20 protein-coding genes are annotated in these 23,726 nt (G+C 71.5%); 11 read left to right on the top strand and 9 right to left on the bottom strand.

The window, feature by feature from the left end; genetic code table 11:
- The first annotated feature begins 21 nt into the window (after positions 1–21).
- Entirely contained in the window at positions 22–978 is a 957-nt protein-coding gene (gene ligD / locus CLV68_RS19245; RefSeq protein WP_121392184.1) for a non-homologous end-joining DNA ligase, read from the top strand.
- Between the two features lie 323 nt (positions 979–1,301).
- Here ligD and CLV68_RS19250 read toward each other — a convergent pair whose 3' ends face one another.
- Entirely contained in the window at positions 1,302–1,721 is a 420-nt protein-coding gene (locus tag CLV68_RS19250) for a pyridoxamine 5'-phosphate oxidase family protein (protein WP_121392185.1), read from the bottom strand.
- A 155-nt stretch (positions 1,722–1,876) separates the two neighbouring features.
- On the opposite strand from CLV68_RS19250, the gene CLV68_RS19255 reads away from it, so the two are divergent.
- Positions 1,877–3,892 (top strand): S9 family peptidase, encoded by a 2,016-nt coding sequence (locus CLV68_RS19255; RefSeq protein WP_246009973.1) that lies wholly within the window; start codon positions 1,877–1,879, stop codon positions 3,890–3,892.
- Between the two features lie 70 nt (positions 3,893–3,962).
- Here the strand turns inward: CLV68_RS19255 and CLV68_RS19260 are convergent, their stop codons facing one another.
- On the bottom strand, positions 3,963–4,526 hold the full coding sequence (locus CLV68_RS19260; protein WP_121392186.1) for a GrpB family protein: 564 nt from the start codon (positions 4,524–4,526) through the stop codon (positions 3,963–3,965).
- A gap of 135 nt (positions 4,527–4,661) precedes the next feature.
- On the opposite strand from CLV68_RS19260, the gene CLV68_RS34040 reads away from it, so the two are divergent.
- Positions 4,662–4,838 carry a hypothetical protein gene (locus CLV68_RS34040; RefSeq protein WP_170224445.1) on the top strand — a complete coding sequence of 59 codons (177 nt, stop codon included), beginning with the start codon at positions 4,662–4,664 and terminating at the stop codon, positions 4,836–4,838.
- A 544-nt stretch (positions 4,839–5,382) separates the two neighbouring features.
- Here CLV68_RS34040 and CLV68_RS19270 read toward each other — a convergent pair.
- Positions 5,383–6,273, bottom strand: a complete 891-nt coding sequence (locus CLV68_RS19270) for a MerR family transcriptional regulator (RefSeq protein ID WP_121392188.1) — start codon at positions 6,271–6,273, stop codon at positions 5,383–5,385.
- A gap of 168 nt (positions 6,274–6,441) precedes the next feature.
- Here CLV68_RS19270 and CLV68_RS19275 point away from each other — a divergent pair, with 168 nt between their 5' ends.
- Positions 6,442–7,188, top strand: coding sequence for a class I SAM-dependent methyltransferase (locus CLV68_RS19275; protein WP_211346636.1), 747 nt, complete (start codon positions 6,442–6,444; stop codon positions 7,186–7,188).
- Positions 7,189–7,255: 67 nt separating this feature from the next.
- Here the strand turns inward: CLV68_RS19275 and CLV68_RS19280 are convergent, their stop codons facing one another.
- On the bottom strand, positions 7,256–8,548 hold the full coding sequence (locus CLV68_RS19280; protein WP_425454864.1) for an NlpC/P60 family protein: 1,293 nt from the start codon (positions 8,546–8,548) through the stop codon (positions 7,256–7,258).
- Positions 8,549–8,776: 228 nt separating this feature from the next.
- On the opposite strand from CLV68_RS19280, the gene CLV68_RS19285 reads away from it, so the two are divergent.
- From CLV68_RS19285 to CLV68_RS19305, 5 genes are all read left to right on the top strand, one after another.
- Positions 8,777–9,256, top strand: coding sequence for a hypothetical protein (locus CLV68_RS19285; protein ID WP_121392189.1), 480 nt, complete (start codon positions 8,777–8,779; stop codon positions 9,254–9,256).
- Entirely contained in the window at positions 9,253–10,728 is a 1,476-nt protein-coding gene (locus tag CLV68_RS19290; RefSeq protein ID WP_211346642.1) for a proline-rich domain-containing protein, read from the top strand. The genes CLV68_RS19285 and CLV68_RS19290 overlap by 4 nt, the downstream gene beginning before the upstream one ends.
- Positions 10,729–10,960: 232 nt before the next feature.
- The gene (locus tag CLV68_RS19295) at positions 10,961–13,780 is read left to right on the top strand and encodes an aconitate hydratase (protein WP_121392418.1); all 2,820 of its coding nucleotides are present in this window, start codon (positions 10,961–10,963) and stop codon (positions 13,778–13,780) included.
- Between the two features lie 292 nt (positions 13,781–14,072).
- A complete protein-coding gene (locus CLV68_RS19300; RefSeq protein ID WP_121392190.1) occupies positions 14,073–14,267 on the top strand; it encodes a hypothetical protein in 195 nt (64 codons plus the stop codon).
- Between the two features lie 220 nt (positions 14,268–14,487).
- Positions 14,488–14,781, top strand: coding sequence for a hypothetical protein (locus CLV68_RS19305; RefSeq protein WP_147460067.1), 294 nt, complete (start codon positions 14,488–14,490; stop codon positions 14,779–14,781).
- A 499-nt stretch (positions 14,782–15,280) separates the two neighbouring features.
- Here CLV68_RS19305 and CLV68_RS19310 read toward each other — a convergent pair whose 3' ends face one another.
- From CLV68_RS19310 to egtA, 5 genes are all read right to left on the bottom strand, one after another.
- On the bottom strand, positions 15,281–16,870 hold the full coding sequence (locus tag CLV68_RS19310; protein WP_246009974.1) for an alpha/beta hydrolase: 1,590 nt from the start codon (positions 16,868–16,870) through the stop codon (positions 15,281–15,283).
- 237 nt (positions 16,871–17,107) lie between these two features.
- Complete coding sequence (egtD, locus tag CLV68_RS19315) at positions 17,108–18,088, bottom strand: L-histidine N(alpha)-methyltransferase (protein ID WP_121392193.1); 981 nt, start codon at positions 18,086–18,088, stop codon at positions 17,108–17,110.
- Positions 18,069–18,854: an ergothioneine biosynthesis protein EgtC gene (gene egtC, locus CLV68_RS19320; RefSeq protein ID WP_121392194.1), complete on the bottom strand. Its 786-nt coding sequence runs from the start codon at positions 18,852–18,854 to the stop codon at positions 18,069–18,071. Before egtC ends, egtD begins: the two co-directional genes overlap by 20 nt.
- A gap of 4 nt (positions 18,855–18,858) precedes the next feature.
- A complete protein-coding gene (gene egtB / locus CLV68_RS19325; RefSeq protein ID WP_121392195.1) occupies positions 18,859–20,214 on the bottom strand; it encodes an ergothioneine biosynthesis protein EgtB in 1,356 nt (451 codons plus the stop codon).
- Positions 20,211–21,485, bottom strand: a complete 1,275-nt coding sequence (gene egtA / locus CLV68_RS19330; RefSeq protein ID WP_170224446.1) for an ergothioneine biosynthesis glutamate--cysteine ligase EgtA — start codon at positions 21,483–21,485, stop codon at positions 20,211–20,213. Before egtA ends, egtB begins: the two co-directional genes overlap by 4 nt.
- Before the next feature lie 175 nt (positions 21,486–21,660).
- On the opposite strand from egtA, the gene CLV68_RS19335 reads away from it, so the two are divergent.
- Both CLV68_RS19335 and CLV68_RS19340 read left to right on the top strand, forming a co-directional pair.
- On the top strand, positions 21,661–22,260 hold the full coding sequence (locus tag CLV68_RS19335; RefSeq protein ID WP_092780650.1) for a TetR/AcrR family transcriptional regulator: 600 nt from the start codon (positions 21,661–21,663) through the stop codon (positions 22,258–22,260).
- A 12-nt stretch (positions 22,261–22,272) separates the two neighbouring features.
- On the top strand, positions 22,273–23,475 hold the full coding sequence (locus CLV68_RS19340; RefSeq protein WP_121392197.1) for an MFS transporter: 1,203 nt from the start codon (positions 22,273–22,275) through the stop codon (positions 23,473–23,475).
- Positions 23,476–23,726 lie beyond the last annotated feature (251 nt).

Here is a 23,726-nt window from a genome sequence, read left to right on the forward strand (position 1 = left end):
CGCGCTGGTTACGTTGTGCCCATGGCGGACGCCCCGGCGGTCGAGATCGAGGTCGGTGACCACACCGTCCGGGTGTCCAACCCGGACCGGGTGTACTTCCCGGCGATCGGGGCCAGCAAGCTCGACCTGGTGAACTACTACCTGTCGGTCGGCGACGGGATCGTGCGCGCGCTGCGGGAGCGGCCGTGCATGATGCACCGCTTCCCCAAGGGCGTCACCGGCGACAAGGTGCACCAGAAGCGGGTCCCGCACGGCGCGCCACCGTGGCTGGAGACGGTGCGCGTGCACTTCCCCCGGTACAACCGGTACGCCGACGAGCTGTGCGTCACCAAGCCCGCGGACGTCGCGTGGGCGGTGCAGATGTCCACTGTCGAGTTCCACCCGTGGAACTCGCGCCGCGCCGACACCGAGCGCCCGGACGAGTGGCGGATCGACCTGGACCCCATGCCGGACTGCGGGTTCGACCGGGTCCGCCGGGTCGCGCACGTCGCCAACGAGGTGCTCGACGAACTCGGCGCGGTGGGCTGGCCGAAGACCTCCGGCGGCAAGGGGCTGCACGTCTACGTGCGGATCGCCCCGGAGTGGTCGTTCGGCGAGGTGCGGCGGGCGGCGCTGGCGTTCGCCCGGGAGGTCGAGCGACGCGCTCCGGAAGACGTGACGACCACGTGGTGGCGCAAGGACCGCGACCCGGCGGCGTTGTTCGTGGACTACAACCAGAACGCGCGCGACCACACGATCGCCTCCGCGTACTCGGTGCGCGGCGTACCGGAGGCGACGGTGTCCACACCACTGCGCTGGGACGAGGTCGACGCCGTGGACCCGCGCGACTGCACCATCGCCACCGTGCCCACCCGCTTCGCCGAACTGGGCGACCTGCACGCCGGGATCGACGACGCCGAGTACCGCCTGGACACCCTGCTCGACTGGGCCGACCGCGACGAACGCGCGGGCGCGGTGGACCCCGGCGAACCCGAGTAGCGCTTGATCCCCCTTGCGCTGCAACGGTTTCCGCCCGGCCCATACCGTTCGCGGTGACCAGCCTCACGATCGTCGAGCCCTAGTGACCGACCCCCTGGTCTCCGCGGGCTTGGCCGCCGTCCCGGGTGGTCCTCGGCGCTGAGCAGCCCCCGAATCCAGCCTAGTTGGCGCTGAGCAGGGGAAACCAGCGGCGAGATCGGACTGTGGACAGGTCACGGCGTTGGGGACGAGCACCCGCGAGCGAAGGCGGCTGGGTGCGCTGGAGAGGCGATCAGCCCACGACGCCGCCCGTTCGAGGCGGGCGGCGTCGTGCAGCGGGGCGGTCAGGCGGGGCCGAGGTCGGCGGAGGTCCAGTGCTCGACCTTGAGGCGGAAGACGGTCTGCTGGCCCTCCTCCTTGAGGTAGGCCAGGTAGGCGTCGAGGCGCTCGGGGCGGACGTAGCGCGACGCCATCTCGCGCAGGTAGTCCTCGTTGCCCGGTTCACCGACGGCGGGGCCCTCGACGGAGACGTAGCGGATGGTCGGCGACAGGCGCTCCACCAGCAGCGAGAACCGGCCGGCGCGCTCGATCAGCCGCGCCTTGCGGGAGGTGGACTTGGTGGTGATCCACAGCTGGCCACCCGGCTCGTACTTGTACCAGATCGGGACCTGCCGCGGCCCGCGGCCGCCGTCGGCGGACACGGCGAGCGACCCGATGTGCGGTTCGAGGAGGAACTGCTCACGTTCTTCAAGAGTCAGTGGCATGACGTCGAGCCTACCGGCAATTCACCGACAACCCCGCACCACCAACGGTTTCCGACACGACCACCGGTTCAGGGGTACCCCTGAACGGGACGTCTCACCGGGTGGGCGGCTGACCTGGCGGGCGCGCGGGCGGCCCGGGTTCGGTATAAGGAGACGTGATCTTCGACGACGCCCGGAACCGGGCGGCTGCCGGGCCGCTGGCCGACCTCGACGCCTTCGTGCGGATGCCGCAGGTGGCCGGGCTGTGGCTGTCCCACGACGGCGACCGGCTGGTCGTCGGGGTCTCGCTGCCCGACGAGACGGGCACCCGCCACACCCGGTCGCTGTGGGAGGTCGACCCGCGCGGGCAGCGGGTGGCGCGCAGGCTCACCCGGGGTCCGGAGGGTGAGACCGGCGCCGGGTTCACACCATCGGGCGATGTGCTGTTCACCTCGACCCGGTCCGCCGCCGAGGACGGCCCGGCGCTGTGGGTGCTGCCCGCGGCGGGCGGCGACCCCGAGCCGCTCGTCCGGCCCGGCGGCGGGATCCGCGGCGTGCAGACCGCGGCGGACGGCACCATCGTGTTCGGCTCCGGCATGCTGCCCTCCGCGGTCGACCTGGCCTCCGACCGCGCGCTGCGGGACGTGCGGGCCGACGCGTGTGTGTCCGCGGTGCTGCACGAGGAGTTCCCCATCCGGCACTGGGACCACGACCTCGGCCCCGACCGCACCCGGCTGCTGGTGCGCGGACCCGACGGCGTGCGGGACCTGACCGGCCACGTCGGCCGCGCCCTGGGCGAGGAGTGCGGCTGGGACCTCAGCCCGGACGGCCGGACCGTGGTCACCATGTGGGCGGTCGGTGAACCGGGTGGCTCGCAACGGCACACCGTTGTCGCCATCGACGTCGCCACCGGCGCCAGGCGGGTCCTCGCCGACGACCACGGCCACGAGTACGAGTCCCCCCGCGTGTCCCCCGACGGCACCCGGGTCGCGGTGGTCGTCCAGCGCCGCAAGTGCCCCGACGACCCCGGCGACCGCTGGCTCGGTCTGGTACCGCTCGACGGTGGGCCGGTCGAGGCGTTGACCGCGGCGTGGGACCGGTGGCCGCACACCGCGCGGTGGACCCCGGACGGCGCCGCGATCGTGGTGTCCGCCGACGACCGCGGCCGGTCCCCGCTGTGGCTGGTCGACGCGGCCACCGGCGAGGCGACCAGGCTCACCACCGACGACGCCGCCTACACCGACACCTGCGTCTCCCCCGACGGCCGGTGGGTCTACGCGCTGCGCTCGACGATCGACAGCCCGCCGGTCCCGGTGCGCGTCTCGTTGCCCGGCGGCGACATCACCCCGCTGCCGGACCCGGCGTCGGCGCTGGGGATCGCGACCCACGTGCGCGGCAGGCTCACCGAGGTGACCACGACCGCGTCGGACGGGACGCCGCTACGGGCGTGGTTGACGCTGCCCGCGACCGCGAGCCCGGAATCACCCGCGCCGCTGCTGCTGTGGATCCACGGCGGGCCGGTGCTCTCGCGCAACAACTGGTCCTGGCGGTGGAACCCGTGGATCGCCTCCGCGCGGGGCTACGCGGTCCTGATGCCCGACCCCGCGCTGTCGACCGGCTACGGGGTCGACTTCATCCGCCGCGGCTGGAGCGCCTGGGGCGAGACCCCGTACACGGACCTGATGGAGATCACCGACGCCGCGCTGCGCAGACCCGACCTCGACCCGACCAGGACCGCGGCGATGGGCGGCTCGTTCGGCGGCTACATGGCCAACTGGATCGCGGGCCACACCGACCGCTTCGCCGCGATCGTCACCCACGCCTCGGTGTGGGACCTCGACCACTCCACCGACACCGCCGACATCGCCTACGACTTCCGCCGCGAGATGACCCCCCAGGTCGCCGAGGCCAACTCCCCCCACCACCACGCCGACAAGATCACCACCCCCATGCTGATCATCCACGGCGCCCGCGACTTCCGCGTCCCGATCAGCGAGGCCCTGCGGCTGTGGTGGGACCTCTCGGCCCGCTGCGCGGACGGCACCGGCCCGCACCGCTTCCTGTACTTCCCGGACGAGAACCACTTCATCCTGGCCCCCAACAACGTCCGCCTCTGGTACGCGACCGTGCTGGCCTTCCTCGCCGAACACGTCCTCGGCGAGGAATGGCACCGACCCGCGTTCCTGGGCTGACGCCCGGGCCGGGCTCGGCTCTGCGTGGGAACGTGCCTTGAGCCCGGTCCGGAGTCGGCCCCGATCCGGGTCAGGCTTCGGTTCGGGCGTTGGCCATGATCTGGGCGACGACGTCGGTCTTGGCTTCGGCGTAGTTCTGGACGTGGCGCCAGGTGGTGGTGGCCAGGTGGCGCTTGGTGGCGGCGTAGTGGTCGCGGTCGGAGTCGTTGGCGCGCAACCGGTCGCGGAAGCGGAGCATGCGGTCGGCCTCGGGGCAGCCGTCGCCGAAGACGTGCAGGTTGATGTCGGTGTCGGGGCCCTTGACCAGGCGGTGCTCGAACCAGTCCGGCTCGCGCACCCGCAGGACGTACCCGGCGGCCTCCAGCGCGGGCAGGTACCCGGACTCGTCGGCGGCGTCCGGCACGAGCAGCAGCATGTCGATGATCGGCTTGGCGGTCAGCCCCGGCACGGAGGTGGACCCGACGTGCTCCAGGCGGCGCGCCACCAGTCCCAGCACGGCGCGGACCCGGTGCTCCTCGCGGGCGTAGAGGTCGGGCCAGCGCGGGTCGTACTCGGCGAGGGTGATCGGCGCCGCATGCGGCCGGACCTCGCCGACGATGACCCGCTGGAGGTCGTCATCGCTGATGGGAGGCATGGTGCTCCTTCACTGTCGGTGGACGAAGGCAGCAGGCCAACGTAACAGGTGACCCCCGAAAGGGCGTCATGGATTCCCCCGCTCGGCGCGGTGTACTGGTCCGACCGGGACCCCCAGCCGCACGAGGAGCGCACCATGCGGCCGCACACCAGAACCCTCGGCGCCGTCGCCGTGCTGCTCGCGACCCTGCCGATGACCGCGGCGGCCCACCAGGCCGCCCCCGTCACCCACTCCCCCCACGGCAGCGCCCGCCCCACCCCGCCACCGGCCCTGACCCCCGCCGAACCGCTGTACTGCCCATCTCTCGACTGAGCGACCCCAGCACGGGCGGGGGTAGTAGCCGCGGGCCGGTCCCCCCGACCCGCGGCCATCCGCGATCGCGCCCTACTCGGCCCCCCGCCTTGCCTCGGCGAGCGCGTGCCCCACCGCGAACGCACACCCCAAGCCCCGGCCGCCGCCACGACGACACCTCGCCCGCCGCCACGACGGCAAGCCCCAGATTCACCCGGTTCAGCGACAGAAGTTATCCACATCTGGATCTTCCGACCCCCTGCTTGAAGATCGACTGTCGGGGGGTGCCGATAGACTGTCACTGGGACGCCCCCCGGAGTGGGTGGGGGCTGGGCAGGGTCGGGACCGCGTGCGCGCGAAGCGGCTTGGGTGGGGTAGGAGGGCCTGCGCGGTGCAGGGTCCGTCGCCTAGGGGCAGTGGGCGCTCGGCGGGGGCGAGGGCGAGCGGGGTGTCCGCGTAGATGGGCAGGTAAGCCCAACGGCGCCCAGATTCGACTACGCGCGTCGTCGCAAGGTTGCGGCTAGGCGCAAGCGTCGCAAGGAGCTAGGCGGCAGCGTGCAAGGGGTTAGGCGCGGAGGGCGGCGGCGAACCACTCGAAGGCGGGGACGCGGGGTTCGAACGGGGCGGAACCGTTGAGGATTCCCAGGAGTTGCCAGTAGCGCTCGACCCGGCGGTCGCTGAACGTCTCGATGGTGTCGGCGAGGCGGGAGCGGTCCTCAGTGGACAGACCGGGCGCGATCCTGGCGAGGATCTCCTGCCCCTGCGGGGAAGCCGGGTCGATCCCGGCGGCCTCGGCGGGGCCAGCGTGGTCGACCACCAGGGCCGGGTCGTGCGGGACCGGTGGGGCACCCGCTGCCCCGATGACCGCCATCTGGCGGACTCGGTGCTGGAAGTCCTCGTCGGCGACCAGTCCGGCGAGTTCGACCCAGGCGTCGACCTGGGGGTCGGTGGGGTCGTCCGGCAGGTCGACGCGGCGCATGGCGGTGGCGATGCCCGCCCCCGGCGCGGTCTCGTCGACCCCGGCGAAGGTGCGGTCCACGAACTCGTCGACCACTCGCCTGCGCTCCGCCGCGGACAACCTGGCCATCTCGTGCATCAGTCTCATCTCCTCGGTTGTGCTTCCCCGTCCGGCGACCGAGCGCAGGACCGCCCGCCGCACCCGCAACGCCCTGATCTCGACGTCGATGGCCCGCGCGTGCGCCGCCGCCACATCGGCGACGGTGACCTGCCGGTGCAGCACGGCGCGCACCGTCTCCAGGTCCAACCCCAGCTCCCGCAGCGTCCGCACCAGGTCCAGCCGCGCCACCGCCTCGACGTCGTAGAGCCGGTACCCCCCGTACGACCTGGTCGTCGGCGGAACCACCCCGCTGTCGGACCAGAACCGGATCGTCCGGACCGACAACCCCGTGCGCGCGGCCAACTGCCCGATGGTGAACAACTCGCCCGGATCGCCCATGACAGAAGCGTCCACCTTCCACCCACTGGAGACTCAACCCGGTTCTCCCGGCGGCACGCGAACACCCGGCAGTTGCCTTGACCCCCACGTGGCGTGTTGGGCAGTGTCGATTGGAGGAGAGTCGACGAACCGGCCGCAGGTAGAACAACCTCAGAGGAGCAGCTGAAGATGTTCGACGAGCAGTTGTACGACGTCATCGGAGCCGCTTATCCCGCCACGCGCCGCACCGAACCTCGGATTGCCGCGCAAGTCTGGGCGGCGCTAGGAGACGCGCGCACGGTCCTTAACGTAGGGGCAGGAACCGGCTCCTACGAACCACCCGACCGCCAAGTCACCGCGGTGGAACCCTCGGCGGTCATGCGCGCGCAGCGACCGGCAGGCGCGGCCCCGTGTGTGGCTGCTTCCGCCGAGGACCTCCCGTTCGCGGACCAGTCCTTCGACGCGGCGATGGCGTTCAGCACCGTGCACCACTGGCCGGACCCGATCGCCGGTTTGCGCGAGATGCGGCGGGTCGCGAAGCGGGTCGTCGTGTTCACCCACGACGACAGCGAAGCGGGCTGGCTCCGGAGATTCTGGCTGTCCCGGGACTACCTGCCCGAGGTCGCGAACCTGATCGAGGGAAGGCCATCGGTGCACGCTCTGGCCGACGCGATCGGGGCGAGGATGGAGCCGGTGCTGATCCCGTGGGACTGCGCGGACGGCTTCTTCGAGGCGTACTGGCGCAGGCCGGAGGCATACCTGGAGGACCACGTGCGCCGCGCGGTGTCGGTGTGGACCAAGGTGGGCCCGGAAGCCGAACAGCGGGCCGTCGACAAACTCCGCGACGACCTCGCCTCCGGCCGGTGGGCCGAACGCAACCGCGAGCTCGTCGGCCTCGACGCGGCGGAGTTGGGTCTGCGCTTGCTGGTGGCCTAGACGACGCGAGCGGCCTAGAGGACGCAGGTGCCCTAGAGGCGCGAGAGGTCTAGAGGGCGCAGATGGCCTAGAGGACGCGAGTGGCGTGGGCGACGATGCCGCCGTAGCGGACCGGGGAGATGCGGACCACGGAGCCGGAGTACGGGGCCTCGACCATCTGCCCGTCGCCGATGTAGAGGGCCACGTGGTGGATCCGGCCGTCGGTGGACCAGAAGAGCATGTCGCCGGGGGCCATCTGGGACAGCGGGATCTGGCGGCCCGCGGTGGCCTGGTAGCCGCTGTAGTGCGGGAGCGGGACGCCGACGCCGGCGAAGGCGAAGATCATCAGGCCGGAGCAGTCGAAGCCGACCTTGGCGAAGTCGCCGTAGGAGTCGGCCACGCCGCCGTCGCGGATGCCGCGGGTCGGGCCCTTGCTGTTGCCGCCGCCCCAGGCGTACTCGACGCCGAGTTGGGAGAGTGCGCGTTCGATCACCGTGCGCGCACGACCGGCCGACGGGGCCGCCGCCGTGGGACGGCCCGCCGCGGCCTGGCGGGCGTTCTCCTCGTCCTCGCGCTGCTTGGCCGCCAACCATCGCTGGTAACGCTCCCGCTGGCTCTCCAGCCCGCCGACCTCGGCCTGCGCGGCCTCCAGTTGGCGCTCGAACGAGGTGCGGTCCGCCAACAGCTGTTGAGACCTGGCGAGCTGGTCCTGCTGGGCGCGCTGGGCTTCCGCGGTGGCCTTGTCGGCGACGCGCTTGGCATCCTCGGCCTCGGTCTGTCGCCGGTTGGCGACGTTCAGTGCCGCCCGCGCGCGGGAGTCGGCGTTCGCCTTCTGCGTGCGGGCGCGTTCCATGGTGTTCATCGCGTCAAGCTCGCTGCCGCTGACGGCGTTGAGCAGGTGCGCGCGGTCCAACAGGTCCTTGGGGCTCTTGGCGCCCAGGTACGCGGTGAGCGATCCGATGGTGTTGCCCTGCTTGTAACTGCCCGCGGCGAAGTCGTCCAACTGCTTGCGCGCGTCGCCGACGGCCTTGTCCGCGCCCGCGGACTCGCGGCGGGCGGCGTCGGCGTCGGAGCGGGCGGCGGCCGCGGCGTCCTCGGCGGCGTGCAGGTCGACCAGGGCCTTGTTGGCGTCCTCCAGCTTCGCCTCGACCTCGGCCTGCAACCGCATGAGCTGCGACTCGGCCTCGGCGAGCTGGTTGGTCAGCCGACCGACCTGGCCAGCCTTCTCCTTGGCCGCGGCGCGGCTGGTGTCGAGTTCGCTGTCGCTGGGGTTGGGCGGCGGCGGGGGGACCGCGGCGGCGACCGCGGTCGAGGTCATCGCCGAGACCAGCGCGACCGAGGTGACCACCAGACCGAGCGGGAGCGTCCGTCGTACGGCCACCGCTGCCTCCTCCCTGCGCAGGGGCGGTTCGCCCCGCCCAGCTGACCTCGACTGTGCCACTTGGGACACTCGCCAACCAGCCGTACCAGCAGAAACATCGTGCTCGGGGACATCGCCGCGGCCGGTATTCGACGCAGCGTGTAGCGCGTCCGTCGAAAGAGGACGGTCGCGCCCACTCGAACGAGGGCGATGTAACCCGACCGGGGACAGGGGTGCGAGCATGGTGCCGTGTCCGAACGGAACTCCCGCGTGCTCGCGACCGCGCTGCCCGCCGCCACCACGGCGGTCGGGCTGCTGGCCGTCGCCGTCGGGATGTTCCTGCCGTGGTTCCGCTCGGGGTCGGTGCTGCGCGACAGCTTCCAGGCCGTCGGCGTCATCAGCACGCTCGGTTTCCTCGACGGGACCGCGCTCGAGGTGCTGCTCTACGCCTGGTACGGGGTCGTCCCGGCGATCACGCTGAGCATCGTGTTGTACGCGCTGAGCATGCGCGCGACGGCCGCAACGATCGGGGCGTTCCTGGCGATAGTCACTGGAACCGTTTCGGGTGGGGCGACCGTCGAAAGCAGTGGCGGTGACAGCCCGCTCGGCATCGCGGCAACCGGACCGACGACCACGCTCATCGGCTCGGCGCTCGCCGTGCTCGGCGCGGTCTGGATCGTGGTGAACGGGCGCAGAGGCGCCGGCAGGATCGCAGGAGGGGAACCGTGACCTATCCACCCGGAGGCGGCGGCCAGTGGCAGCCGAACGACCCGTACCAACAACAGGGGGGTCCGGGCAGCGGCGGTTTTCCCGCGCAACCGCAGCCAGGCTTCCCGCAGACCGGTCCGCAGCCCGCGCAGGGCGGCTTCCCGCAGGCGGGTTTCCCGCAGGGCGGTTTCCCGCAGACCGGTCCACAGCAGGCGCAGCCGGGCTACCAGTTCCCGCAGCAGCCCTACGGCGGCGGGCAGTACGGCTACCCGGTGCCGCCGGAGGCGCCGAAGAAGCGCAAGGGCCTGATCATCGGTGTCGTCGTCGCGGTGCTGGCGGTGGCCGCTGGCGCGGGCGTGACGGTGTGGGCGCTCAACCGGGGCAGCGCGCAGGCAGGCGCCGAGAGCCCGACCGCGGCGGCGACGAACCTGGTCAACGCCATCGGCAAGGGTGACGTCCTCGGCCTGCTGACCGGGCTCGCCCCGGCCGAGCGGGACCTGATGACCACGTTGAACTCGGAGACCACCAAGGAGCTCAAGCGGCTCGAGGTCTACAAGGCCGACGTCGACCCGAACCAGATCAACGGCTTCGAGCTCAAGACCGAGAACCTGAAGTTCGACGAGTCCGGCGCGGAGAAGGTCAACGACCACCTGACCATCACCAAGCTGGTCGGCGGCAAGGTCACCATCTCCTCCGACGCGAGCAAGCTGCCGCTGACCGAGGAGTTCATCGACCTGGCGTTCCCGCGCGGCATGACCGACGCCCCGCAGACGCAGACCTACGACGTGGCCGACCTGGTCAAGGAGAACAAGGGCGAGCCGATCCGGATCGCCACCGTCAAGGTCGACGACGAGTGGTACCCGAGCCTGTTCTACACGATCGCCGACTACGGCCTGGCCAGCGAGAAGCTGGAGTGGCCGAAGAAGTCGATCGCCGCGCGCGGCGCGTCGTCGCCGGGTGACGCGGTGCGCGAGTTGGCGCAGGCGTCGGTGAACGCGGACCTGTCGCGGGTCATCGAGCTGCTGCCGCCCGACGAGATGGCCGTGCTGCACGACGTCGGCCCGGTGCTGGTCGAGGCGGCTGGCAAGCAGAAGCCGGCCGACGTGAAGATCCTCAAGCTGGAGACCGAGACCCAGGACGTCGAGGACGCCACGAAGGTCCTGCTCAAGGAGCTCGAGGTCGAGGCGGACGGCCAGACGGTCAAGGTCACCAAGGACGGCGAGTGCTACGCCGCCGAGGTGCAGGGCGAGCGCGAGCAGATCTGCGCCGACGACCTGGCGGCCAAGATCGGCGGCCGGTCGATGGCCGCCGACGCCAAGCAGGCGCTGACCAACCTGGTCAAGGGCATGATCGCCAACACCGGCGTGGTCACCACCGAGGTCGACGGCAAGTGGTACGTGAGCCCGATCCGCTCGGTCACCGACCTGCAGATCACCGCGCTCAAGAGCCTGCAGCCCGAGGACGTCAAGGCGCTGTTCAAGCTGGCCAAGTAGTCCACCAGCGCGTTCTCCCGACGGCCCGCTCCCGATCTCCGGGGGCGGGCCGTCGCGCGTGGGTGCTGGATCACAGGGATCGGCGGGCGCCGACCCGGCGCGCCCCCTTGAGCGCTATACAGGACAAGCGTACTGTTTGAAGGGTGAGGCCGTCGCTGCGCCCCCCTCGGGGGTGCGCGAGACTCACCGACGAGTAACCCGGACTGACTTTGCGCCGCCACTGGAGTTGGACGTGACCACACCGAGTAAGGACAGCTTCGGCGCCCGCGCCACGCTGAAGGTCGGGGACGCCTCGTACGAGGTGTTCCGACTGGACGCGGTGGAGGGTGCCGAGCGCCTGCCGTACAGCCTGAAGATCCTGCTGGAGAACCTGCTGCGCACCGAGGACGGTGCCAACATCACCGCCGAGCACGTGCGCGCCCTCGCCTCGTGGGACCCCTCGGCCGAGCCGTCGACGGAGATCCAGTTCACCCCCGGCCGCGTCGTGATGCAGGACTTCACCGGCGTGCCCTGCGTGGTCGACCTGGCCACCATGCGCGAGGCCGTCACCCAGCTCGGCGGGGACCCGGACAAGGTCAACCCGCTGGCCCCGGCCGAGCTGGTCATCGACCACTCGGTGATCGCCGACGTCTTCGGCCGCCCGGACGCCTTCGAGCGCAACGTCGACCTGGAGTACGAGCGCAACAAGGAGCGCTACCAGTTCCTGCGCTGGGGCCAGAGCGCGTTCGACGAGTTCAAGGTCGTCCCGCCGGGCACCGGCATCGTGCACCAGGTCAACATCGAGCACCTCGCGCGCGTCGTGATGGTCCGCAACGGGCAGGCGTACCCCGACACCCTGGTCGGCACCGACTCGCACACCACCATGGTCAACGGCCTCGGCGTGCTGGGCTGGGGCGTCGGCGGCATCGAGGCCGAGGCCGCGATGCTGGGCCAGCCGGTGTCGATGCTGATCCCGCGCGTCGTCGGCTTCAAGCTGCACGGTGAGCTGCCCGCTGGCGCCACCGCGACCGACCTGGTGCTGACCATCACCGAGATGCTGCGCAAGCAGGGCGTGGTCGGCAAGTTCGTCGAGTTCTACGGCTCCGGCGTGACCGCGGTCCCGCTGGCCAACCGGGCCACCATCGGCAACATGAGCCCGGAGTTCGGCTCGACCGCGGCGATCTTCCCGATCGACGCCGAGACCACCGAGTACCTGCGCTTCACCGGCCGCTCCGAGGAGCAGGTGGCGCTGGTCGAGGCGTACGCCAAGGAGCAGGGCCTCTGGCACGACCCGTCGGTCGAGCCGGTCTTCTCCGAGACGCTGGAGCTGGACCTGGCGACCGTCGTGCCCTCCATCGCGGGCCCCAAGCGGCCGCAGGACCGCATCGAGCTCTCGGGCGCCAGGGAGTCGTTCCGGGCCGCCCTGGGCAGCTACACGACCGACGTGGCCACCTCCGCGGTCGACGAGGCCGGCCTGGAGTCCTTCCCGGCCAGCGACGCCCCCGCGGTCAGCGGCGGCAACGGCTCCGGCGCGCCGGTCGAGCAGCACTCGGCGGCGCGCGGTGCGCGGGGTCGGGCGAGCAAGCCGACCAAGGTGACCCTCGACGGCGTCGAGTTCGAGCTCGACCACGGCGCGGTGGCCATCGCGGCCATCACCTCGTGCACCAACACCTCGAACCCGTCGGTGATGATCGGCGCGGCGCTGCTGGCGAAGAAGGCCGTCGAGCGCGGCCTCTCGCGCAAGCCGTGGGTGAAGACCACGCTGGCGCCGGGGTCCAAGGTCGTCATGGACTACTACGACCGCGCGGGCCTGACCCCGTACCTGGACGAGCTGGGCTTCAACCTGGTCGGCTACGGCTGCACCACGTGCATCGGCAACTCCGGCCCGCTGCAGGACGAGATCTCCGCGGGCGTGCAGTCCGCCGACCTGGCCGTGGTGTCGGTGCTCTCGGGCAACCGGAACTTCGAGGGCCGGATCAACCCGGACATCAAGATGAACTACCTGGCGTCGCCGCCGCTGGTGGTGGCCTACGCGCTGGCCGGGTCGATGGACATCGACATCACCACCGAGCCGCTGGGCACGGGCTCGGACGGTCAGCCGGTGTTCTTGACCGACATCTGGCCGTCGCCGCAGGAGGTGGCCGAGGTGATCGCCTCCGCGCTGTCGGCGGAGAGCTTCGCGAGCAGCTACGCCGACGTGTTCGCGGGCGACGAGCGGTGGCAGTCGCTGCCCACGCCGACCGGCAACGTGTTCGAGTGGGACCCGAAGTCCACCTACGTGCGCAAGCCCCCGTACTTCGACGGCATGGAGATGACCCCGGCGCCGGTCACCAACATCCGGGGCGCCCGCGTCCTGGCGCTGCTGGGCGACTCGGTCACCACCGACCACATCTCCCCCGCGGGCGCCATCAAGCAGGACACCCCGGCTGGCAAGTACCTCACCGAGCACGGCGTGGAGCGCAGGGACTTCAACTCCTACGGCTCCCGCCGCGGCAACCACGAGGTGATGATCCGCGGCACCTTCGCCAACATCCGGCTGCGCAACCTGCTGCTGGCGGGCGAGAACGACGGCCAGGGCGTCCAGGGCGGCTACACCCGCGACTTCACCAGGGGCGGCGAGCAGGCGTTCATCTACGACGCCGCGCAGAACTACGCCGCCGAGGACACCCCGCTGGTCGTCCTCGCGGGCAAGGAGTACGGCTCCGGCTCCTCGCGCGACTGGGCGGCCAAGGGCACCTCGCTGCTGGGCGTGCGCGTGGTCATCGCCGAGTCGTTCGAGCGCATCCACCGCTCGAACCTGATCGGCATGGGCGTGCTGCCGCTGCAGTTCCCCGACGGCGAGACCGCCGAGTCCCTCGGCCTCGACGGCACGGAACTGTTCCTCGTCACCGGCGTCACCGACCTCAACGAGGGCAAGGTCCCCCGCACGGTCCGCGTCTCCGCCGCCCGCGACGGCAGCAGCACCACCGTCGACTTCGACGCCGTCGTCCGCATCGACACCCCCGGCGAGGCCGACTACTACCGCAACGGCGGCATCATGCAGTACGTGCTGCGCAAGATGGTCACCAGCTGACCTGATCGTGCTCTCCCCGGCGGGGGTCGCCTTCCGGCGACCCCCGCCGTCGTCTGCACTACAGGCGTACGGGAACTGGTGGAGACCAAGTCCGTCCAGCAGTTGCTGCTCCGACTCCGGTGCGGTCGCACTGGCGGGTCAGCGCGGTGTCGGCAAGCCCGCCCCGATCAGGGCACTGTCACGAGGAAGCCTGGCGCTGACGGGGAAACCCGCGCTCACCGTCGCCAGACCGTGGTGAGCGTCGTCGTGCAGGCCGCGGTGGAACGCGCACCCGTGTTCACGACTGCGGGCGGTGGCGATCGACCAACTGGACCGGATCCGGTTCCTGCAAACGTTCACCACGGGGTGGTCCGGTAAGATCAGCCTGCCCCCGGCCGAGGTAGGGCAGACCAGGCTGGCGCAGCGGATCGAGCAACCGCTCACCCACCCCGAGGTGGTAGCCGATTTCCGCCGGGGACCTTCGGGGTGCCCGGGTGCCTCTTCCTGATCTCGGTGTCCGACGACGCCATCACCAGCTTCGAGCGGCGGGGGATCGCGGTCCGCGACGCGTTCGCCAAGATGCTGGTGGTGAAAGCCGTTCTCGCACCACGAGAGCGCGCAGTGGTTGCACGAGCGCGTGCCGACGCTGTCCCAGGAGTTCGTGGCGTTCTGCCACTGCCTGTCCGCGGGTCTGCCACGCGAGTCGCGCCTGCGACGGGGCGCCGCTGGTGCTGTCCTGGCTGGAGTCCTTGAGCTCGTTTCGGGAAGTGGCCGAACTGGACGCGGGCGTCAAGCCGTCGAACACGGGCGAACTGCGCAGGGTCTGCGGCCAGGCGGCGACGTTCGCCCTGTTGTCGGGGACGGTGCTGGCGGTCTTCAGCCCGACGTTCGATGTCTTGCGAAACAAGGAGACCCTGGCGGACTTGGTGCGCGCGCGCCAACAACTCAGCACCGACTGGCGGGTGGCGTTGGAGACGGTGCGGCGCGCCAGGGCGGAACTCAAGTTGTCGTCGACCCCGTAGCGGCACCGGCCCGCGCGTGCCCTGCCGCCTCGAACCCTTTCCTCGCAAGAGTTCCCGTGCGCGGGGTGACAGTGGTCATACGGAGGTTCGCTCGATCGGCCCCTAAGTGACGTCACGCTGTGTCAGGATGGTTTTGGGGGAACGAGGGATTGGGGGATCCTTTGGAAAACAGGAAGTTCCACCTGGGAATCGCCGCCACGGGCACCGTCGGACACGGTATCTCGTTGGCGGCGCGTGGATCGACTGGGGATGACCGGGAGTGGCTCGGCGTCGCGGCGGGACCGCGGCGCACCACACCGGCCGCGAAGGGGGCATCGGCACTCTAGTGGGTGAGCCCGGGAGCCCAGGTGCGCGTGGTGTCCAGTTGACACCGCCCACCTGGGCTCTCGTGTACCACCACCGGGTCTGATTCCCGCGAGCCCTGGTCACCGATAGCGGACGGCGCCGTCCCGGGGAACGGCGCCGTCTGTCCTATCAGGTCACCGGAGCCCCCATCAGGTCAGGGGGCACCGAAGATCGGCAGGTCCGGCGCGCACACCTGGCCTGGTGCGGGCGCCGTGAGGTTGACCAGGTAGTCGGCGGTGATGCGGTCCACACAGGTGCTCTCGCCCAGGACGCAGTGCCCGAAGGCGTCCACGCTCACCAGGCGCGCGTTGCCCAGCTGGGCGGCCATGCGCTTGGCGAAGTCGTAGCGGGTGGCCGGGTCGTGGTAGTTGCCCACCACCAGCACCGGGTTCGCGGTCTTGCGGTTCCACGGACCCGAGTAGCGGTCGGCGGCGGGCCACGGCGGGCACGTCGCCGCGTCGCCCCAGGCGCCGTAGCGGCCGAAGGTGCTCATGGCGCGGTCCCACCGGTCCGCGATACCGGGCACATCGGACAACCGGTTCGTGAAGGGCTTGTCCGAGCAGTTGACCGAGGCGTACGAGTCCTCGCCGGTGTACGGGGTGTCCGGTCGGGTGTCGGTGCGCGGTGGCACGCCGGTGGCGAACAAGCGCGCCCTGGGCTCGGCCGCGACCCGGAGCTGTCCCGGCTGGATCGCCGAGTGCAGGTGCTGCAACAGTTCCGCGAAGGTTGCCAGGTAGGCGCGTTGGTACAGGAAGCTGCCGGTCGCCGCGACGAACCGCTCGTAATCGACGAAGGTGCCGTCCGGCAAGGTGACCGGGCCGTGGCTCTTGAGGTACTCCCGGCTGGCGTCGTACTTCGCCCGCGCCCCACCGCTGTACGCGCACAGCGGACCGACGCGGTCGCACTCGGCGAGGAACGCGGCCAACGCGATCTCGAAGCCCTCCGTGCGCTGCCGGTCGTAGGCCAGGCCGTCGGTGCTGCGCAGCCGCGGGTCCACGCTGCCGTCGAGGACGATGGCGCGCGCCCGGTGCGGGAACAGGTTGACGTAGGTGGCCCCGAGGAACGTGCCGTAGGAGAAGCCGACGTAGGTGAGCTTCTCGTCGCCGACCCCGGCCCGCAGCAGGTCCAGGTCGCGGGCGACCGCCTCGGTGGACATGTTCGCCAGCAGCGGACCGGCGAACCGGTCGCAGTACCGCGCGTAATCGCGGCGCGCGGCGCTGGTCTGGCGGATCTGCTCGGGGGTGCGCGGGATGAGCGTCCCCCGGCGCTGGAGCGCGTCGGCGTCCTCCTGGGTGGCGAAGCAGCGGACGGCGGTGCTGCGGCCGATGCCCCTCGGGTCGAACCCGACGACGTCGAACCGGTCCAGCACGGACGCCTGCAGGAATCCCGCCGCCCGCAACGGCAGCACCGTGCCAGGGCCACCGGGACCACCGGGGTTGACGAAGATCGAGCCGACCCGGGCGCTCGGCACACCAGCGGCGCGGCGCAGCAGGGCGATGTTGATGGTGCCGAGCCCCGGCCGGTCGTGGTCGAGCGGGACGGTGTAATCGGCGCAGGTAAACCGGAACCGCTCCGCGGGCGGTACGTCGGCCAGTTGGTCTGCGGCGCAGTCCCGCCACACCACGGGAGTCGCGGGTACGGCAGGAGCTTGCGGGATGGCGACGGCGGGTAAGACCAGTCCCCCGGCCCCCAGCACAACCACCGCGCCCACCATCGTGGCGCGCAGCATTGAACGAACAGTCACGTGCTTCCCCCTGGACACATCGACAACTGTGACCCCCTGAGGCTCACACGCCTGCGCGGGAAGGGAAATCACCTGGTGGGCCCAACCAGGGCGGCCTTGCGGCGGCTGTCGACGGGCAGGGGCCGATCGGGTGGCGGACCTGGCGAAAGTCCAGCCACCGCAGGTGAACCACGGTCGGGACAACGGACCGCCCCGCCCGCGCACCAGCACGGACGGGGCGTGTCACGACACAGCGGACTAGTCGGCGCGCGCCAGCGAGAGCGCGAACCGGCCTCCCTCATCGGTCCACCAGTGCTCGAGCGAGAACCCGGCCGCGCCCAGTTCGCCGACCACCCGCTCCCGGCGGAACTTGGCGGAGACCTCGGTGCGGACGTCCTCGCCCTCGGCGAAGTCCACCGCCAGGTCCAGGTCGGTGATGGTGGCCCGGAGGGCGCGCTTGGCGCGCAGCCGCATCTCGATCCACTCGTGGTCGGGGTCCCAGCGGGCGATGTGGTCGAAGTCGGCCGGGTCGAAGTCGGCGCCCAGTTCGCGGTTGAGCACGTGCAGGACGTTGCGGTTGAACTCGGCGGTCACGCCTTCGGCGTCGTCGTAGGCGCGGACCAGGGTGTGTTCCTCCTTGACCAGGTCGGTGCCCAGCAGCAGCCACTCCCCCGGCTTGAGCACGGTGCGGACGGCGGTGAGGAACTCGGCGCGCTCGGCGGGCAGGAAGTTGCCGATGGTGCCGCCGAGGAAGGCGACCAGGCGGGTCGGTTGGCCGGGGAGCAGGCCGAGGTGCTCGGTGAAGTCGCCGACCACGCCGCTGACCTGGACGCCGCCGTACTCGGCCGCGAGTGCCGCCGCGGCGTCGCGCAGGGCGGTCGCCGAGACGTCGAGGGCGACGATGTGGGTGAGGGTGCCCGCGGAGCGCAGCGCGTCGAGCAGCAGCCTGGTCTTCTCCGAGGAACCGGACCCGAGTTCGACGAGGGTCTGCGCGCCGGTGGCCGCGGCGATCTCGTCGGCGCGGGCGGCCAGGATCTCCCGCTCCGCCCTGGTCGGGTAGTACTCGGGCAGCCGGGTGATCCGCTCGAACAGGTCGCTGCCCCTGGCGTCGTAGAACCACTTGGGCGGCAGGGTCTTCGGGGTGGCGGTCAGCCCCTCGCGGGCGTCCGCCGCCAGCGCTCGGGCGGCGTGGTCGTCTGGCAGGTGCACTTCCACGGGATCAAGCCGGGAGTCGGTCATCTGCTTCCTTGTCTGCACTGCCGAGCGCGCGCACGCGGACGGCGGGAGTGGGGGTCAGGGTGGCCGTTACCAAGCAGCGGTCGCCGATCGGCGTCCACAGCGGGTCCTGCGCCCACGGTTCGGACGCCAGCACGACGAAATCGGGGCCGGTCAGCGCGGACAGCGAGTGCCACCAGGTGGTGGCCGCGATGCTCGTGCCGTCGGTGATCATGAGGTTGAGCCGGGAGTCGGGGGCGGCCGCGGCGACGGCGGTGACGACGCCCTCCAGCGCGTCGGCCATCGGCGTACCCGCCCGCAGTTCGCGCCGCACCAGCGCCCACAGCACCGCGCTGTCGGTGGGCGCGTCGAGGGTCATCAGCTCCACCGCGGACAGCGTGCCCGCGAGCCCGGCGAGGCTGTCCGGCCAGCCGGTGACCCGGCCGTTGTGGCTGAACAGCCAGGGCCCGTCGGTGAACGGGGCGCACGCGGTGTCCACGACCGGCATGCCGATGGTGGCCGAGCGGGCCGCCGCGAGCACCGCGTGGCTGCGGGTGGCGGCCGCGACCTGGGCGAACGACTGGTCGGTCCACATCGGAACGGCCCGCCGGTAGCGCACGGGCTCATCCCCCTCGCCGGTGTACCAGCCGACGCCGAAGCCGTCGACGTTGACGGTGCCCCCGCCGCGCATGTCGGCGGGGGCCCAGGTCTGGCGCAACAGCCCGGTCGGCCCGTCGAGCAGACCGGCGATGGGCACGGCGGGACCGAGGTAACCCAGGTGGCGGCACATGCGACTAGCTGGTCGGGGTGGCGTCGCGGGCGCAGCGGAACCCGGAGAAGATCTGCCGCCGGATCGGGTGGTCCCAGTTGCGGAAGGTGCCGCGCACGGCGGCGGAGTCGGTGCCGAACGACCCGCCGCGCAGCATCTTGTAGTCGCCGCCGAAGAACACCTCGGAGTACTCGCGGTACGGGAACGCCGCGAACCCGGGGTAGGGCTGGAAGTCCGAGTCGAGCCACTCCCAGACGTCGCCGATGAGCTGGCGGACCCCCAACGCCGAGGCGCCCTTCGGGTACGAGCCGACCGGGGCCGGTCGCAGGTGGCGCTGACCGAGGTTGGCGTGCTCGATGCCCGGGTCGTCGTCTCCCCACGGGTAGCGGCGGGAGCGGCCGGTTGCCGGGTCGTACCGGGCGGCCTTCTCCCACTCCGGTTCGGTGGGCAGTCGCTTACCGGCCCACTTCGCGTACGCGGCGGCCTCGTGGAAGCACACGTGCACGACAGGTTCGTCCACCGGGACCTGTTCCACCACACCGAAGCGCGTGCGCAGCCACCGGTCGCCGTCGCGTTGCCAGAAACGGGGCGCGGTCAGCGTCGCCTTCTGCCGGTAGGCCCACCCGACCTCGCTCCACCACTGCGGGTTGTCGTACCCGCCCGCGTCGATGAAGGCGAGGTAGTCGCCGTTGCTGACCGGGACGGTGTCGATGAAGTACGCGTCCACGTGGGTCTGGAACGCGGGCCGTTCGTTGTCCAGCGCCCACGGCTCGGTGGAGGTGCCCATGGTGAACTCCCCCGCCGGGACGAACACCTCGCGCGCCCCGATCGGCGCGACCAGCGCCGGGTCCGGGTCGGGCGCGTGCAGCACCGGGGTGCCGACCCGCAGTTGGTGGGTGGCCAGCATGGTCTCGTCGTGCTGCTGCTCGTGCTGCACGATCATGCCGAAGGCGAACCCGCCGTCGACCAGCCGGTTGCCGTGCAGCGGGACCCGGTCGAGCACGTCGAAGACCTTGTCGCGGACCTGTGCGACGTAGGCACGGGCCTCGACCGGCGATAAGAGCGGCAGCTCGGTCCGACTCGCGCGCGAGTGCTGGAACGCGTCGTAGAGCTCATCGATGTCGGAGCGGACCGGCTCGCGGCCGCCCACGTCGCGCACCAGCCACAGCTCCTCCTGGTTGCCGATGTGGGCGAGGTCCCACACCAGCGGTGACATCAACCTGGAGTGCTGCCGGACGAGGTCGTCGTCGTCGACCGCGTCGGTGAGCAGGGTGCTGCGGGCCCGTGAGCGCAGCAGCGCCTCGGCGACCCGCTCCCTGGCGCGCTCCACCTCGGTGGTGCTCGCCGCGGGGAGCCGGTTGGTCTGGTCGGTGCTGGTCACGACTTCCTCCCGTTCGTCGCATCCGGTCTGTCCACTGCCGAACCCGGCACCGCCGTGCCCACCGACTCGCGCAGCGCCACCAGCCGGTCGGTGGCGGTCGCGGCGTGGGCGGCGGGCAGGTCGAGCGCCGGGATCCTCGGGATGCCGAGGTCGAGCACCCGGCGCGCGGCCAGCCGCAGGTCGGGGTCGGCGACCCCGAGCCGGGCCGCGTCGAGCCACCGGTCGGCGACCGGCGCGCACACCTCGACCACGGCGTCCACCGCGGCCCGGTCCGCCATGAGCGCCACCAGCAGCGCCGAGGGGGCGATCCAGTCGTCGCCGTCCTGGGCGTCGAGGTAGCGGACCTCGAGGTAGCCGTGCGGTCGGACCGGCGGGAACAGCGTGGACATGTGGTAGTCGAGGTCGTCGACGGTGGGCCGGTGCTCGAGCGCGCCGTCGACCCAGTCGGCGAAGCTGACCCCCTCCGGGGCGTCCCACTGCCCGTCCGGCCTGCGCACGCACAGCAGCGGCGCGTCGAGGACGTAGTCCGCCCACGCCTGGGCCGGGTCGTCGGTGATCGGCACCGGTCGGGACCGGCGCGGGTCGACACCGAGCACGTGCAGCGTCCGCGCCGACGCCCAGCCGGTCGGTTCCCCGGCCAGGTCGGGCGAGTTGGCGAACAGTCCGATCAGGACCGGGCCGAGCGAGCTGATCGCCGCCCACCTGGCCGCGGCGTCGGCAGGCAGGCCGACATCGATGCAGACCTGCAGGCCCGCGCTGGCGCACATCATGGTGATGCCGTGGTCGCCGATCGGGGCGAAGGCACGTTCCATGGCGGCGTAGCGCGGGGTGTCCAGGACGCGGCGCGGGGAGCGGTGGGCGTCGAGACCGCGGCGTCCCAGCACGAGACCGGCGCGGTCGAGGAGATCGGCGAGGTAGCGGTGGTCGGCCGTGACGGCGTCGACCACGGTGCCGAGGGCGCGGGCCGGGAGCGAGGAGATCTCGACCTGGCCGCCTGGCTCGAGGGTGAGCGGGGACCCGGAGGGCAGCGGGAGCCAGGGGCTGCCGGGGCTGAGCGTGGTGGGGGCGTGCTGGCCGAGCGCGGCGGCTAGGTGGTCGGGGTCGAGTCGCCGCCGAGGGTCGTCGCGGTGGTGCACGACCCACTCCAGCTCGACACCCAGTAGACAGGGCGGACCGTGTTTGAAGCAGACCGAGGCGACGTAAGCCTCGGCCTCCACTCTGGCCCGCAACCGACTGCGCTCAGGCGCGTCGGTCTCGCGCGAAGCGGACAAAGGTGATCACTCCTTTCCTTCCCGCTGTGCCGGGAATCGACGCTACACGCGGGCACCGACAGCCGCACGAACCCGCTGGGCCGATCGGGTAACCGCCGGTGGGCGTGATGCGCGCCGCGTACCCAAAACGTACGTACGGATTGCTTCGGCGGCCCCCGGCTGACACGATCGTCGGGTGCCCAGGGTGAGCCAGGACCATCTCGACGCGCGACGGCGCCAGATCCTCGACGGGGCCCGTTCGTGTTTCGCCCGCCACGGGTACGAGGGGGCCACCGTCCGCAGGCTGGAAGAGGCTACCGGACTGTCCCGAGGAGCCATCTTCCACCATTTCCGCGACAAGGAGTCCCTTTTCCTCGCCCTCGCCGAGGACGACGTGCTCAGGATGACCGAGGTCGTGGCCGCCCAGGGCCTGGTGCAGGTGATGCGCGAACTGCTCTCGTCCACCCCCTCGGCCAACGGCGAGGCGCTCAACCCGGCCGACTGGCTCGGCACGAGGCTAGAGGTGTCGCGGCGGCTGCGCACGGACCCGGAGTTCCGGTCCCGCTGGGCGGAACGCTCCGAACAGCTCACCGTCGCGACCCGGGAACGCCTGCTGCGCCAGCGCGAGGCGGGCAACCTGCGCGACGACATCGACGTCGAGGTGCTGACCGCGTTCCTGGAACTGGTGCTGGAGGGCCTGGTGTCCCACCTGGCCATGGGCCTGCCCGCCGACGACATGGACCCGGTGCTCGACCTGGTCGAGGAAACCGTTCGACGGCACCGGCGCGCCACCTAGACCAGCCACCGCGTGACCGACCACACCGCGCCCTCGCCCCGACTCCGCGCGTACGCCGCCGCCGCGTCGTCGGCCAGGGTCGCGGACGAGATGGTGGCGGTCGCGGTGGTCCTCTTGGTGCTGGACCGGACCGGCAGCCCGGCGTTGGCCGGGGCCATGGTGACCGCGTACACCCTGCCCTCCATTGTGTCCGGTCCCGTGCTCGGCGCCTGGCTCGACCGTGTCCCCTACCGGCGGGCGGTACTGGGTGCCAGCGGCGTTCTGTTGGCGCTGACCTGCGCGGGCTTGGTACTCACCGTGGGCAGGGTTCCCGTGGTGCCGTTCGTGCTCGCGGCGCTTACCGGGCTGGCGTTGCCGTTGACCAGTGGCGGTTACTCCAGCCTGGTCCCCAAGTTGGTCGCGACGGAACGGTTGCCCAGGGCTAACGCGGTGGACGCGGCTACCTTCAACATCGGCGCGATCGCCGGTCCCGCGTTGGCTGGGACGGTGGCGGCGATAGCGAGTCCGGCGGCGGCGGTGTGGCTGATCGCGGTGTTGGCGCTGTCTGGCTCTGTGTGCACGTTGTTCCTACCGCCGGTGACGGGTGTGTCCGATGACCACCACACCTCACTGCTGCGGACAGTCCGAGCGGGACTGACCCACTTGGTCCATACCCCTGCACTGCGCGGCGCGACACTCACGACCGTCATTGGCTACGGGTCGGTTGGTGTGCTCGCGACAGCGCTACCGCTGCGGATGCAGGAGTTGGGCCAAGACCGCGCGGCCGCGGGTTACGTGTGGACCGCGATGGAGATCGGGTGCCTCGTCGCCGTGGTTGTTCTCGGTAGGTTCATCGCCGGTCCACATCCCCAGGTGACGGTGGTCGTCAGCACGGCCGCGTTCGGTGTCCTCATGTTGTGCTGGCCGATCGTGGACAGTGTCACCTGGACGCTCACCTTCGCCGTCGCGGCGGGTCTCGCGGAAGGGCTGGCGCTGCCCGCGATCATGGCGACCCGGCAGCGGCACACCCCGGGCGCGCTGCTGGCGCAGGTGTCCACCACGGGCGCCAGCCTCAAGATCGGCACCTTCTCGCTCGGCGCCGCGGCGGGCGGGTGGCTGGTGCCCGCGGCCGGTCCGGCGACGGCGATCACCGTCACAGCGGGCCTGCAACTGCTCGCGGCGGCGCTGGGCGTGCTCGCCGGGGTGCGTCGGGCACGACCCGCCGGAGTTCGCTGATGATCCAGTCGCCGCGTGGGCGTCGGCAGCGTCCCGCGAGACCTGGGACGGGGTGCCGGACGACCAGGGGGCGCACATGAGCAGCGGGGGCGCCCGCGATCGAGTAGGTGTCCTCTGCCCTGCTCGCCGAGTGCACCGACCAGGTCGACCAGTGGCGCGACGCGGGCACCTTCGACAGGCCGGTGCCGATCCCCACGGCCGCAAACCCGGCTGGTCGCGCCGCTCGGTCGGGACCCCGGGTGGCACCCGTC

Source organism: Actinokineospora cianjurensis (assembly GCF_003663795.1).
Lineage (GTDB): Bacteria > Actinomycetota > Actinomycetes > Mycobacteriales > Pseudonocardiaceae > Actinokineospora > Actinokineospora terrae.

Coding starts and splice junctions, on each gene's coding strand:
- CLV68_RS19275 (WP_211346636.1), top strand. CDS start 6,442: ATGTTCGACGAGCAGTTGTACGACGTCATCGGAGCCGCTTATCCCGCC.
- egtC (WP_121392194.1), bottom strand. CDS start 18,854: ATGTGCCGCCACCTGGGTTACCTCGGTCCCGCCGTGCCCATCGCCGGT.
- CLV68_RS19270 (WP_121392188.1), bottom strand. CDS start 6,273: ATGGGCGATCCGGGCGAGTTGTTCACCATCGGGCAGTTGGCCGCGCGC.
- ligD (WP_121392184.1), top strand. CDS start 22: ATGGCGGACGCCCCGGCGGTCGAGATCGAGGTCGGTGACCACACCGTC.
- CLV68_RS19260 (WP_121392186.1), bottom strand. CDS start 4,526: ATGCCTCCCATCAGCGATGACGACCTCCAGCGGGTCATCGTCGGCGAG.
- CLV68_RS34040 (WP_170224445.1), top strand. CDS start 4,662: ATGCGGCCGCACACCAGAACCCTCGGCGCCGTCGCCGTGCTGCTCGCG.
- egtD (WP_121392193.1), bottom strand. CDS start 18,088: ATGACCGACTCCCGGCTTGATCCCGTGGAAGTGCACCTGCCAGACGAC.
- CLV68_RS19250 (WP_121392185.1), bottom strand. CDS start 1,721: ATGCCACTGACTCTTGAAGAACGTGAGCAGTTCCTCCTCGAACCGCAC.